Origin of the sequence: Novosphingobium sp., from assembly GCF_965228995.1 — a bacterium.
Lineage (GTDB): Bacteria > Pseudomonadota > Alphaproteobacteria > Sphingomonadales > Sphingomonadaceae > Novosphingobium.
In genome coordinates this window covers 2,748,689-2,760,015 of the sequence record NZ_OZ245852.1, presented here as the reverse complement: position 1 = coordinate 2,760,015, position 11,327 = coordinate 2,748,689, and the positions used below count along the sequence as shown (strand labels likewise).

15 protein-coding genes are annotated in these 11,327 nt (G+C 65.0%); 7 read left to right on the top strand and 8 right to left on the bottom strand.

The window, feature by feature from the left end:
• Positions 1 to 276: 276 nt before the first annotated feature.
• The 3 genes from thiC (at position 277) to ACO056_RS12585 (ending at position 2,965) form a co-directional block, all read left to right on the top strand.
• Complete coding sequence (thiC, locus tag ACO056_RS12595) at positions 277 to 2,166, top strand: phosphomethylpyrimidine synthase ThiC (protein WP_421847222.1); 1,890 nt, start codon at positions 277 to 279, stop codon at positions 2,164 to 2,166.
• 160 nt (positions 2,167 to 2,326) lie between these two features.
• Positions 2,327 to 2,554 (top strand): AbrB/MazE/SpoVT family DNA-binding domain-containing protein, encoded by a 228-nt coding sequence (locus ACO056_RS12590; RefSeq protein WP_421847220.1) that lies wholly within the window; start codon positions 2,327 to 2,329, stop codon positions 2,552 to 2,554.
• Positions 2,555 to 2,569: 15 nt separating this feature from the next.
• Positions 2,570 to 2,965, top strand: a complete 396-nt coding sequence (locus tag ACO056_RS12585) for a type II toxin-antitoxin system death-on-curing family toxin (protein WP_421847218.1) — start codon at positions 2,570 to 2,572, stop codon at positions 2,963 to 2,965.
• On the opposite strand, the gene ACO056_RS12580 is transcribed toward ACO056_RS12585, so the two are convergent.
• The 3 genes from ACO056_RS12580 to ACO056_RS12570 form a co-directional block, all read right to left on the bottom strand.
• Positions 2,966 to 3,433 carry a YaiI/YqxD family protein gene (locus ACO056_RS12580; protein WP_421847216.1) on the bottom strand — a complete coding sequence of 156 codons (468 nt, stop codon included), beginning with the start codon at positions 3,431 to 3,433 and terminating at the stop codon, positions 2,966 to 2,968.
• Between the two features lie 46 nt (positions 3,434 to 3,479).
• Positions 3,480 to 3,617, bottom strand: coding sequence for a hypothetical protein (locus ACO056_RS12575; RefSeq protein ID WP_421847214.1), 138 nt, complete (start codon positions 3,615 to 3,617; stop codon positions 3,480 to 3,482).
• 176 nt (positions 3,618 to 3,793) lie between these two features.
• Positions 3,794 to 4,084 (bottom strand): hypothetical protein, encoded by a 291-nt coding sequence (locus ACO056_RS12570; RefSeq protein ID WP_421847212.1) that lies wholly within the window; start codon positions 4,082 to 4,084, stop codon positions 3,794 to 3,796.
• Between the two features lie 13 nt (positions 4,085 to 4,097).
• Between ACO056_RS12570 and ACO056_RS12565 the strand changes: the two genes are divergently transcribed.
• Positions 4,098 to 4,538 (top strand): hypothetical protein, encoded by a 441-nt coding sequence (locus tag ACO056_RS12565; RefSeq protein ID WP_421847210.1) that lies wholly within the window; start codon positions 4,098 to 4,100, stop codon positions 4,536 to 4,538.
• A gap of 3 nt (positions 4,539 to 4,541) precedes the next feature.
• On the opposite strand, the gene ACO056_RS12560 is transcribed toward ACO056_RS12565, so the two are convergent.
• From ACO056_RS12560 to ACO056_RS12545, 4 genes are read right to left on the bottom strand one after another with little or no spacing between them, the layout of a single operon-like run.
• Positions 4,542 to 4,844, bottom strand: coding sequence for an alkylphosphonate utilization protein (locus tag ACO056_RS12560; protein WP_421847208.1), 303 nt, complete (start codon positions 4,842 to 4,844; stop codon positions 4,542 to 4,544).
• Positions 4,841 to 5,296, bottom strand: a complete 456-nt coding sequence (locus ACO056_RS12555) for a DoxX family protein (RefSeq protein WP_421847206.1) — start codon at positions 5,294 to 5,296, stop codon at positions 4,841 to 4,843. Before ACO056_RS12555 ends, ACO056_RS12560 begins: the two co-directional genes overlap by 4 nt.
• Positions 5,247 to 6,083 carry a 2,3,4,5-tetrahydropyridine-2,6-dicarboxylate N-succinyltransferase gene (gene dapD, locus ACO056_RS12550; protein ID WP_421847204.1) on the bottom strand — a complete coding sequence of 279 codons (837 nt, stop codon included), beginning with the start codon at positions 6,081 to 6,083 and terminating at the stop codon, positions 5,247 to 5,249. The genes ACO056_RS12555 and dapD overlap by 50 nt, the downstream gene beginning before the upstream one ends.
• Before the next feature lie 34 nt (positions 6,084 to 6,117).
• Entirely contained in the window at positions 6,118 to 6,795 is a 678-nt protein-coding gene (locus ACO056_RS12545; protein WP_421847202.1) for a pyrimidine 5'-nucleotidase, read from the bottom strand.
• Positions 6,796 to 6,905: 110 nt separating this feature from the next.
• Here ACO056_RS12545 and ACO056_RS12540 point away from each other — a divergent pair, with 110 nt between their 5' ends.
• From ACO056_RS12540 to folP, 3 genes are all read left to right on the top strand, one after another.
• Positions 6,906 to 7,544 (top strand): ribonuclease HII, encoded by a 639-nt coding sequence (locus tag ACO056_RS12540; RefSeq protein WP_421855480.1) that lies wholly within the window; start codon positions 6,906 to 6,908, stop codon positions 7,542 to 7,544.
• A 213-nt stretch (positions 7,545 to 7,757) separates the two neighbouring features.
• Entirely contained in the window at positions 7,758 to 8,912 is a 1,155-nt protein-coding gene (locus tag ACO056_RS12535) for a site-specific DNA-methyltransferase (RefSeq protein ID WP_421847200.1), read from the top strand.
• Between the two features lie 127 nt (positions 8,913 to 9,039).
• A complete protein-coding gene (folP, locus tag ACO056_RS12530) occupies positions 9,040 to 10,152 on the top strand; it encodes a dihydropteroate synthase (protein ID WP_421847198.1) in 1,113 nt (370 codons plus the stop codon).
• On the opposite strand, the gene ACO056_RS12525 is transcribed toward folP, so the two are convergent.
• Complete coding sequence (locus tag ACO056_RS12525) at positions 10,133 to 11,308, bottom strand: CaiB/BaiF CoA transferase family protein (protein WP_421847196.1); 1,176 nt, start codon at positions 11,306 to 11,308, stop codon at positions 10,133 to 10,135. The two genes, folP and ACO056_RS12525, sit on opposite strands and share 20 nt — an antisense overlap.
• Positions 11,309 to 11,327 lie beyond the last annotated feature (19 nt).

The window sequence follows — 11,327 nt, the reverse complement described above, 5'->3', positions numbered from 1 at the left end:
TGCCGGCGGTGCCTTGTGCAGGACTATGTTTAAGCGCTCGCTTAAAGTCCAGCCCCCAAACGCTGTGGACGCCGCGGCGCAAGCGTTCTAGAACGCGTCCATCCCCGGGGAGCCGCGGGGCCGGAGCGATGTTTCGCGAAGGCCTTTTACAAATGGCTGAGAGGTGGGTTTCGCACCCCACGACCCGTCGAACCTGAACCCGTTAGCACGGGCGGAGGGAGCGGTCGGCCTCAGAAGCCCAGCGCCCGTCATCCGCCCGCCCAAGGAGCGTGTAAGATGGCCGATATCAACTCCCGCCTCGAAAATGGCCCGCAGGCCACGCCCATCGGCGTCACCACCGGCCCGATCCGGGGCAGCCGCAAGATCCATGTCGAAAGCCCGCGCTTTCCGGGGATGACGGTCGCCATGCGGGAAATCTCGCTCGAGCCTTCCTCGGGTGAGCCGCCGCTTCGCGTCTACGACACCTCCGGCCCCTACACCGACGCCAATGCCGTGATCGACATCGCGAAGGGCCTGCCCAAGCTGCGCCGCGAATGGATCATGGGCCGCGGCGATGTCGAGGAATACAGCGCCCGCGAGGTAAAGCCCGAAGACAACGGTCAACTCGGCCCCGATCGCTCGGGCGGCGTCCCCGGCTTCCCCAATGTCGTCCAGAAGCCTCTGCGCGCCAAGGCCGGCGCCAATGTCAGCCAGATGCATTACGCCCGCCAGGGCATCATCACGCGCGAGATGGAATATGTCGCCGTCCGCGAAAACATCGGCCGCCGCCAATTGAAGGAAGCCCTCACGCGCGATGGGCAGGACTGGGGCGCTGCGATCCCCGACTACGTGACTGCCGAATTTGTGCGCGATGAAGTCGCCCGTGGCCGCGCGATCATTCCCAACAACATCAACCACCCTGAATCCGAGCCGATGGCGATCGGCCGCAACTTCCTCGTCAAGATCAACGCCAATATCGGCAACTCTGCCGTGGCTTCGGATGTTGCCAACGAAGTCGAGAAGATGGTCTGGTCGGTCCGCTGGGGCGCCGACACCGTCATGGACCTCTCGACCGGCCGCAATATTCACGACACGCGGGAATGGATCCTGCGCAACAGCCCGGTTCCGATCGGCACCGTGCCGATCTACCAGGCGCTCGAAAAGGTCGGCGGCATTGCCGAGGACCTCACCTGGGAGATCTTCCGCGACACACTGATCGAACAGGCCGAGCAGGGGGTCGATTACTTCACCATCCACGCCGGCGTGCGCCTCCCCTACATCCCGCTCACCGCCAAGCGCGTGACCGGCATCGTCAGCCGCGGCGGTTCGATCATGGCCAAGTGGTGCCTCGCGCATCACAAGGAATCGTTCCTTTACGAGCACTTCGACGACATCACCGAGATCATGAAGGCCTACGACATCGCCTATTCGCTGGGTGATGGCCTGCGCCCCGGCTCGGTGGCGGACGCCAACGACGAGGCCCAGTTCGCCGAACTCTACACGCTGGGCGAACTCACCAAGCGCGCCTGGGAGCAGGACGTTCAGGTCATGATCGAAGGTCCCGGCCACGTGCCGATGCACAAGATCAAGGAGAACATGGACAAGCAGCTCGCCGCCTGCGGTGAAGCCCCGTTCTACACATTGGGGCCGCTCGTGACCGACATCGCGCCTGGCTATGACCACATCACCAGCGGCATCGGCGCTGCGATGATCGGCTGGTTCGGCACCGCGATGCTCTGCTACGTCACCCCCAAGGAGCACCTCGGCCTGCCCGACCGCGATGACGTCAAGGTCGGCGTTGTCACCTACAAGCTTGCCGCCCACGCCGCCGATCTGGCCAAGGGCCACCCCGCGGCCAAGCTGCGTGACGATGCCCTCAGCCGCGCCCGCTTCGAATTCCGCTGGCGCGACCAGTTCAACCTGTCGCTCGATCCGGATACCGCCGAGCAGTACCACGACCAGACGCTTCCCGCCGAGGGCGCCAAGACCGCGCACTTCTGCTCGATGTGCGGCCCCAAGTTCTGCTCGATGAAGATCACGCAGGAAGTCCGCGAATTTGCCGCCAAGCAGAATGCAGAGATCGCAACTTTCGTCGCGAACGAAGCTGAAGCCGAAGCCGGCATGGCCGAAATGAGCGAAAAGTACCGCGAGGCGGGTAGCGAGCTTTACCTGCCAGCTGCCGAGTAAGGCCTTGGCCCTCCCCATTTTTGCGCAGCAAAAATGGGGAGGTGGCCTGCCGCAGGCAGGTCGGAGGGGTAACGGCTTCCGGGAAACGTAAGGGACCGCCCGCGGCACTACGCAATGACCTCAGGTTGCAAATCGCCATCAGGTGTGTTATAACTCCTGTATGAACACCACTCTCAAGATCACCAAGATCGGCAACTCCGCCGGCATCGTCCTGCCCAAAGACCTGCTCACCCGTCTGCGCGTTGGTATGGGCGATACGCTCTATGTCACCGAAGCGCCCGATGGCATTCGCATCACTGCGGCCGATCCCGATTTTGCCGAGAAGATGGCTGCTGCCGAACGCGTGATGCGCGAAGACCGCGATATTCTGCGCATCCTCGCGCAGTAACGCCCGCCGCAAATCATGACCCTCCGTCTTGAACCCGTCTGGCTTGACGCCCGCCTTGCGCTCGCAATCCATGATCGGCAGCTCGCCGAACATGGCGGGCCGACTGGCGTGCGCGATCCCGGCGCGATGGAATCGGCGCTCGCGCGCCCGCGAAATCGCTGGGAATATGGCGAGGACGATCTTTGCGCGCTTGCTGCCGCTTATGCCTTCGGCGTCGCCCGCAACCATCCCTTCACAGATGGCAACAAACGCACCGCCTGGGTGCTCGCCCGCGCGTTCCTGCTGCTCAACAGCGTCGAACTCGCGTTCCGACCGGAAGATGCAGTGACCACGGTGCAGACCCTCGCCGCCGGTGAACTCACCGAAGAAGACCTCGCCGACTGGTTCCGCCAGCACGTGCGTACGGGCTGATCAGACCCGCTTCAGCCGCACCAGCGCCTCGTCCAACGCGCCAAGAAACCGCGAGCGGTCGGCCTTGGAAAACGGCGCCGGCCCGCCGATCACGTCTCCGCCCGCGCGCAAGTCTGCCATGATCGCGCGGGTGGCGATCTGACCGCCGATCGAACTCGTGGTAAAGGGCTTGCCGGTGGACGAAAGCACGTGTGCGCCCGCCTTGAGGCAGCGGTCTGCCAGCAGGATATCGGCGGTCACGACCACGCAGCGCGGGCCGGCTTCCCCGGCGATCCAGTCGTCCGCCGCATCGAAACCATCGCTCACCACCACGCGGCGCACCAACGGATGCACCGGCACGCGGAAGGGTGCATTGCTCACCACCACGACCGCGATTTCATGCCGCCACGCGACTTTGTAGATCTCGTCCTTGACCGGGCAGGCATCGCCATCAACGAGAATGCGAATGGGGGCGGGAGGCTCGTTCATCGCCGGCCCATGCCACAGCTCCGAGGCACGCGACAGGCGTGATCGGTCAGGTGCTCTTCTTCATGTTGTCGAGCCCTGCCACAACGCCCACCTTCTGGCTGGGATTGGAAGCGTTGAGCTTCTTGGGGCCTTCCGCCTTGGGCTTGCGCGCTTCGCGGTTCGATTTCTTCTGGCCTTTGGCCATATTCGCTCTCCGTCCGGACGGTATGGCCGGAGATCAGCCCTAGGCCTTTGGCCCGAGCTTGGCCAGCAATCCCGGACCGGGTGCGGGAGCCGTCCACGAAAAAGCCCCCTCGAAGCGCCGGGCCGGCGTTGCGAGGGGGCTCTGCCGTTCAGGGTAGCCAGGCTACCCCGCAGGGTTTAGTTCGTGGCGACCTGGATACCCAGCGCCTTGGCTTCGGCCTGCGTGAATTCCACCGACTGGCTGTTGAACGTGCCGGTCACATAACGGCCGCGCACGTGCAGCTCGAAGGGTGCCTTGCCGTCGAAAGCAGTGCCGCGGATCACGCGCTCGCCATTCGCGACTTGCGTGGTGTAGGTATAGGTAACACCCTGATGGGTGAACTTGGCGGCCGTCTCGTCAGCGTGGGCGAGGGCAGGGGCAGCGATCAGAGCAGCGGCGGCAGCGATCTGGAAGGATTTGAGAAACATGGCAATATCTCCTTTGAAACCGGAAGAAATTGCCTTCGAGCACCCCTATGTTTTGGTTGAGCCGTACATGGTGCACTGCACAATGGCCTGCAAATGTAATGAATGCCGATCCAGTTGCAAAACGCGCAACTGGCTTTCCCTCGCGGCCTTTGCGGCGCTGGCGGCCTGCGCTCCTAAGGCCGCTGCCCCTGTGCCGGTGCCGCAGATTGTCGGAGGCTGGCAGTCCGCCGATCCCGGGAACGAGCAAATCAACGCTGCAGCGCACTTTGCCGCCGGACAGATGCCACCGGGACACGGCGGACTTGCCGATATCGTCTCCGCCGAAACGCAGGTCGTGGCCGGCACCAATATACATCTGGTGCTGCGCCTTGCTGACGGTTCGCGCTGGAAGGCGACTGTGTGGCACCGGCTCGATGGCACATTCGTGCTCACCCAGGCCGCCCCATTGCCTTGATAATCAGCGCTTCTTGACGAACTCGGCACGCAGGACGAGTCCCTTGATCCCGTCGAAGCGGCAGTCGATCTCCTGTGCGTCGCCGGTCAGGCGGATCGATTTGATCAGCGTCCCGCGCTTCAGCGTCTGGCCCGCGCCCTTGACCTCGAGATCCTTGATCAGCGTAACCTGATCGCCATCGGCCAGGAGGTTCCCCACTGCGTCGCGCACTTCGACAGTGCCTTCCGCCGCGCGCTTTGCGGCAAGTTCCGAGGCGGGCAGCCATTCACCGCTCTCCTCGTCGTATACGTAGTCATCATCGGTCATTGCGCGCTCCTTGCCCTGAAGGGCAGGACGCCCGAAACCCAAAGCGCCAGCCACACGAGGACTGGCTGAAGAAACATCCGCGGCACGTGGTAGCCAAGGCCAAGCCCGTGATCGGGCCGGGCCATGTCGCGAATGAAATGGACGATGTTCGCCGGGAACACGCAGACGGCATAGGCCGCAAGGCCCCATCCGGCCGCCCGCCGCAGCGCCGGAGACCATGGCTGCAACAAGCCGGCCGCGCCCGCGATCTCGGCGAGGCCCGTAAGCAGCACGACCAGTTCGGGCGCGGGCACCCAGGTGGGCATGATGCCCAGGAACGGGCGCGGTGCCATCACGTGCAGGATCCCGGCCAGCGCATAAAGCAGCGCCAGGATCCACCGAATGACGGTTCGCGCCACCCGCTCAGTCGCGCAGGAGTTCGTTGATTCCGGTCTTGCTCCGGGTCTGCGCATCAACGGTCTTCACGATCACGGCGCAATAGAGCGAGGGGCCGGGCGTGCCATCGGGCAGAGGCTTGCCCGGCATCGCGCCGGGGACGACCACCGCATAGGGCGGCACGCGGCCCATGTGGACCTCGCCCGTCGCGCGGTCGACGATCTTGGTTGAAGCGCCAAGGTAGACGCCCATCGAAAGCACCGCGCCTTCGCCGACGATCACGCCTTCCGCTACTTCGGAGCGCGCACCGATGAAGGCGCCGTCCTCGATGATCACTGGCCCCGCCTGCAGCGGCTCGAGCACGCCGCCGATCCCGGCGCCGCCGGAGATATGCACGTTCTTGCCGATCTGCGCGCAGGAGCCGACAGTCGCCCAGGTATCGACCATCGTGCCTTCATCGACATGGGCGCCGATGTTCACGAAGCTTGGCATCAGGACCACGCCCCGGGCGATATGCGCGCCCCGCCGCGCCACTGCGCCTGGCACCACGCGGAAGCCTGCTTCACGGAAGCGGTTCTCGCCCCATCCGGCAAACTTGGAGGGCACCTTGTCGTAAGCCGGTGCGCCGCCCGAACCCTGTTCGATCACGACGTTGTCGTTGAGGCGGAACGAGAGCAGCACGGCCTTCTTGAGCCACTGGTTGACGGTCCATTCCCCGTCCACTTTCTCGGCCACGCGGACCTTGCCAGCATCGAGCAGTTCGAGCGCGGCATCGACCACCTCGCGCACGGCGGCGCTAGCGGGGGTCACGTTGGCGCGGTCTTCCCACGCGGCTTCGATGGCGGACTGCAGGTCTGCGGTCATGATTGGGGCTCCCCGGCAAATCAGAGCGCGCGGACTAACCGAGCGCACGCTCGCGGGCAAGCGAATCGAGCCATTGCGGCAGATCGTCGATCACGAGATCGATCGCGGCATCGTCCTTCGCGCGGTCACCCCATTCGCTGGCGCAGTCGAGCCAGACGGTCTGTATGCCCAGTGCCTTGGCGGGGGGCAGGTTGCGCGCTGAATCCTCGACGAACACAGCCCGCGCCGGATCGAAGCCGAACGCTTCGATCAGTCCATGATAGGCAGAGGGCTCGGGCTTGGGCTTGTAGTTCATCGCGATGACGTCCCACATGCCTTCGAAGCAGTCTGCAAGGCCCAGCGCGGCCAGCACCTTGTCGGCATAAGGCTGGTCACCATTGGTGAAGATCAGCCGCCGCCCCGGCAGCGCCATGATCCGCTCGGCAAGGCGCGGCGCCTGCGCCAGGACGGACATATCCACATCGTGCACGAAATCGAGGAACTCGCGCGGGTCGATCGCATGATAGTGCATCAACCCCGCGAGCGTCGTGCCGTGATCGTGGAAATACATCTTCTGCACCCGCCGCGCTTCGGCGGCATCGCAGCCGAGCAAATTGGCGATGAACTGGCCCATGCGCTGGTCGATCTGGCCGAAGAGGCCGCAGGCCGGAGGATAGAGCGTGTAATCGAGGTCGAAGATCCAGCAATCCACGCGCGAGGGGTCAAACACCAAGGTCGTGGCTCCCGGCATCTGAGTGGGCGAACTTGAGCTTGCCCCTGTTTTCGGAGAAGAGGGCGGCCGAGGCCAGGCTGGAAGGAAATGATCGTTTCATGTTCGACACCATGCCAGTGAACGGGGCGGCTGTCAGCGGCGGAAGCGGATTGGCGCTCTCATCCGGGCTGGTCGTGGGCGTGGACGAAGCGGGGCGCGGGCCGCTCGCCGGGCCGGTGGTGGCGGCCGCTGTCGTGCTGGGAGTGCAGCCGCCTGCAGGGCTGGCCGATTCAAAGGCTCTGAGCGCCAAGCGCCGCGCCGTGCTCGAACCCGCGATCCAGGTGAATTGCCACTGGGCGCTCGGCATCGCCGAAGTGGAGGAGATCGACCGGCTCAACATCTTTGCAGCTACCATGCTGGCAATGACCCGCGCCGTTGCCACGCTTGCGGCTCAGCTCGGGCAGGGCGGCATCGGCGTGGTGCTGGTCGATGGCAACATGACCCCGGCGAAACGATGCGACGAATGGGTCTGGCCCGCCCGCGCCATCGTCCGGGGTGATGCAAGCGAGCCATGTATCTCGGCCGCCTCGATCCTTGCCAAGGAGCACCGCGACCGACTGATGCGCGCGGCGGCAGCCGAGTTTCCGCACTACGGTTGGGAGCGCAACGCCGGCTACGGCACGGCCGAACATCTCGCGGCGCTGCGCCTCCACGGGGCGAGCCCGCACCACCGGCGCAGCTTCGCCCCGGTTGCTGCCGTGATCGGCTGAGCGGCGCGAAAACTTTTTTGCAGTGAATCCGTGCGGTCACACCCACCATATATGGCATGCGCCGGTATCTGCGGCCTCCAGATATAGATACGGACTCGTTCCGTTCTCATTGCTTCAGACCCTGCGACTCGCCGAAATCCGGCGAGTCGCGGCTTGACGGCGAGTCCGGGATGATTCACCTGTCACTGCGTATCAGCAGGGGACAAGACGGTAATGGTGGCTCTGGCAAAGGAACGTCTGGCCAAGGGAACGGCGCGCGCGCTGCGCAGCAGTGCGGCGGCTGCGGTGAGCAAGCTGGCGCTCCCGCTCGGGCAGATCCTGCGCGGCGATTGCATCGAGCGTATGCGTGAACTGCCCACAGCCTCGATCGATCTCGTCTTCGCCGATCCGCCCTACAACCTCCAGCTGGGCGGCGATCTCGCGCGGCCCGATGGCAGCCATGTCGATGCCGTTACCGACGATTGGGACAAGTTCGACAGCTTCGAGCGCTATGACACGTTCACCCGCGAATGGCTCACCGAAGCGCGCCGCGTGCTGAAGCCCGATGGCGCGATCTGGGTGATCGGGTCCTATCACAACATCTTCCGCGTCGGTGCGCTGCTGCAGGATCTGGGCTTCTGGATCCTCAACGACATCGTGTGGCGCAAGGCCAATCCGATGCCCAACTTCAAGGGCACCCGCTTCACCAATGCGCATGAGACGCTGATCTGGGCCTCGCGCAGCGAGAAGGCGAAGTACACCTTCAACTACCGCGCGATGAAGACCTTGAACGACGAGCTTCAGATGCGGTCTGACTGGGTACTGCCCATCTGCGGAGGCCCGGAGCGGATCCGCAAGGACGGCGTGAAGGCGCACCCGACGCAGAAGCCCGAAGCGCTGCTCTACCGCGTGATGCTGGCGACAACCAAGCCCGGCGATGTCGTGCTCGATCCCTTCTTCGGCACCGGCACGACCGGCGCAGTGGCCCGCCGTCTGGGCCGCGAATGGATCGGCTGCGAGCGTCAGGAAGACTACATCGCTGTGGCAGAGCAACGCATTGCCGCCGCGCTCCCGCTCGATGAAAGCGCGCTCACCACGATGATGAGCAAGCGTAGCGCACCGCGGGTCGCCTTCGGTCAGCTCATCGAAAGCGGCATGATCGCGCCGGGCGCGGAAATCTTCGATCGCAAGCGCCGCTGGACGGCGAGCGTGCGCGCCGATGGCTCGATCCTGTCGGGCGCGGCGTCCGGTTCGATCCACGGTGTCGGCTCGGCAGTGCAGGGTGCGCCGGCCTGCAATGGCTGGACGTTCTGGCACATCGAGCACGAGGGCGAAGTTAAGCCGCTCGACGCGCTTCGCCAGCTCTATCTGCTCGCGGTTGAAGACTGACATGCTGCCGCTGCTGGGCTTGATGCCCGATCCGCTGGTGCTGCGCTGCCATGCGCACTGGACCAGTGCCATGATCCTGCGCGCGATGCGTCTCGCCGCGCGCCGCAGGACGCGCTAGGACGCCGCCATGGCGCAGAAGCTCTATATCCGCCCGATTGCCGTGGCCGAAAGCCCGCAGAGCGAAGAGGGCGGGGTGATCCGGCTGGCCGGCGGGCTTGTCTATGCCTCGCGCTTTGCCCTGATCGTGCGCGAGGGTGAGAAGGTCATCTCGCGCCGCCGCTTTGCCGCAGACGAAGCCGGCGCTGTGCTGGGCGCACTGCCTGACGCGCTCGCCGTCGAAGCCGCGGCGCAATGGGCCAATCTCAAGGCGCAGCACGGACCGCTTTCCTGCGGCGCACGCACGCTGCGGCTCGATCAGCCGCAGGTCATGGGCATCCTCAATGTGACGCCAGACAGCTTTTCCGATGGCGGCAAGTTCCTCGACAAGCCGGAGGCCGCGCTCGAACATGCGGCGGCCATGCTCGAAGCGGGCGCGGCGATCATCGACGTTGGCGGCGAATCCACCCGTCCCGGCGCTCCCGCCGTGTGGGAGGGGGACGAGGTCAAGCGCGTCGTCCCGGTCATCGCCAGGCTCGCCGCGAGCGGGGCAGCAATCTCCATCGACAGCCGCCGCTCGACCGTGATTGCCGAAGCGCTCGCAGCGGGCGCGCACATCGTCAACGACGTGTCTGCGCTGCGCCATGATCCTCGCTCGCTGGAAGTCGTCGCGGCGAGCGGCGCGCCGGTGGTCTTGATGCACGCGCCCGGCGGCGAGAAGGACCTCCATGCCGACGGCCATTATGCCGATGTGGTGCTCGATGTGTTCGATGCCTTGCGCGAACGGCGCGACGCGGCGTTGGCGGGCGGGATCGCACGTGACAGGATCCTGCTCGATCCCGGCATCGGCTTCGGCAAGTCGCTTGCCGAAAACCTCGCGCTGATCAATGCGCTTCCGCTGTTCCATGCGCTCGGCCAGCCGCTGCTGCTGGGGGCAAGCCGCAAGCGCATGATCGGCGCGCTGTCAGCCGAAGCGCCCGCGCACCAGCGGCTTGGCGGCTCGCTCCTGCTTGCCGCAAAGGGCTTCGAGGCAGGCATGCAGATGGTGCGTGTCCACGATGTGGCCGAGACGGTGCAAGCGCTGCGCGTCTGGCGCGGCCTGCGCGATTCGGCGCTGACGGACTTCAGTCAGCTCGGCGCCTGACGGGTAGCGGCGGCGCGCCAAGCGCCTCGTTGTCCTCGCCGATCCGCGGGGCGGGCTTCACTTCGAAACTGCCTACCGAAAAGGTCACCGGGCTCCTCATCTTGAGGTATTCGCCCTCGGTCGGGTGCGTGCGCTGCTGGAAGAAATCGACCGCCATGAGGTGCGGGTCGCTGGTCACATCATCGTGATCGCGCACCGGCATGGCGGGGATCTGGTGCTCGGCCATTTTGGCGGCCCATTCGGCCATGGTCAGCTTGGGCGTGCGCTTGGCCATTTCCTCGTAGAATGCACTGATGTTGCGCATGCGCGAGGGGTAGTCGATGAAGCGCGGGTCTGCGGCAAGTTCCGGCGCTTCGAGCAGTTCGATCACCGTATCGATGGCATCGGGTGTGTAGGGCACGATCACCACATAGCCATCCTTGGCCGGGAAGGGCTGGCGGAACGGATCGAGCTGGCGCGGATAGCCGGCGGGTTCCTTGGGCGGCACCAGTGTCTGACCGTAGAGATGCTCCTGCATCATGAAATGCGTGAACGTCTCGAACATCGGGACTTCGACGAATTGCCCTTCGCCGAACCGCAGCTTGTGGATCACCGCAGCCATGACCGCCCACGCGCCGTGGAGGCCTGCAACCTTGTCTGCCACCAATGAAGGGAGAAAGCGCGGGACCGGGTTGCCATCGACCCGGCCGAGCAGATTGGTGGTCCCGGTCGCGGCCTGGATCACATCGTCATAGGCCTGCAGATCGCCGTATGGTCCGCCCGAGCCGAAGCCTGTGCAATGGACGTAGATGATGTCGGGCTTCAGCGCCTTCACTGCCTCATAGCCGAAGCCCAGCCGTTCGATGGCCTTGCCGCGCACGTTGTGGATGAACACGTCTGCTTGCGTCAGCTGCGCAGCGAGCGCGGCCTTGCCTTCCTCGCTCTTGAGATCGAGCGCGAGGCTGCGCTTGCCCTTGTTGAGATTGAGCGTGCAGGGTCCCATGCCGGGCGTGGCAGCGGGCTTACCGGCATGGCGGAAGATATCGCCCCCCGGCACTTCGACCTTGATCACATCCGCGCCGAGGTCTGCCAGAGTCTCTGTGGCATAGGGACCGAACACCACGCTGGTCAGGTCAACAATGCGGATGCCTTCCAACAGCTTCTGCCCGGCCATCATGCGCTCTCTCCCCCGAGTT

Excerpts from the sequence above, each read along its gene's own strand:
- ACO056_RS12585 (WP_421847218.1), top strand. The coding sequence starts at position 2,570 with ATGACCCTCCGTCTTGAACCCGTCTGGCTTGACGCCCGCCTTGCGCTC.
- thiC (WP_421847222.1), top strand. The coding sequence starts at position 277 with ATGGCCGATATCAACTCCCGCCTCGAAAATGGCCCGCAGGCCACGCCC.
- ACO056_RS12540 (WP_421855480.1), top strand. The coding sequence starts at position 6,906 with ATGCCAGTGAACGGGGCGGCTGTCAGCGGCGGAAGCGGATTGGCGCTC.
- ACO056_RS12570 (WP_421847212.1), bottom strand. The coding sequence starts at position 4,084 with ATGTTTCTCAAATCCTTCCAGATCGCTGCCGCCGCTGCTCTGATCGCT.
- ACO056_RS12525 (WP_421847196.1), bottom strand. The coding sequence starts at position 11,308 with ATGATGGCCGGGCAGAAGCTGTTGGAAGGCATCCGCATTGTTGACCTG.
- folP (WP_421847198.1), top strand. The coding sequence starts at position 9,040 with ATGGCGCAGAAGCTCTATATCCGCCCGATTGCCGTGGCCGAAAGCCCG.
- dapD (WP_421847204.1), bottom strand. The coding sequence starts at position 6,083 with ATGACCGCAGACCTGCAGTCCGCCATCGAAGCCGCGTGGGAAGACCGC.
- ACO056_RS12560 (WP_421847208.1), bottom strand. The coding sequence starts at position 4,844 with ATGACCGATGATGACTACGTATACGACGAGGAGAGCGGTGAATGGCTG.
- ACO056_RS12555 (WP_421847206.1), bottom strand. The coding sequence starts at position 5,296 with ATGCGCAGACCCGGAGCAAGACCGGAATCAACGAACTCCTGCGCGACT.
- ACO056_RS12535 (WP_421847200.1), top strand. The coding sequence starts at position 7,758 with ATGGTGGCTCTGGCAAAGGAACGTCTGGCCAAGGGAACGGCGCGCGCG.
- ACO056_RS12580 (WP_421847216.1), bottom strand. The coding sequence starts at position 3,433 with ATGAACGAGCCTCCCGCCCCCATTCGCATTCTCGTTGATGGCGATGCC.
- ACO056_RS12590 (WP_421847220.1), top strand. The coding sequence starts at position 2,327 with ATGAACACCACTCTCAAGATCACCAAGATCGGCAACTCCGCCGGCATC.
- ACO056_RS12575 (WP_421847214.1), bottom strand. The coding sequence starts at position 3,617 with ATGGCCAAAGGCCAGAAGAAATCGAACCGCGAAGCGCGCAAGCCCAAG.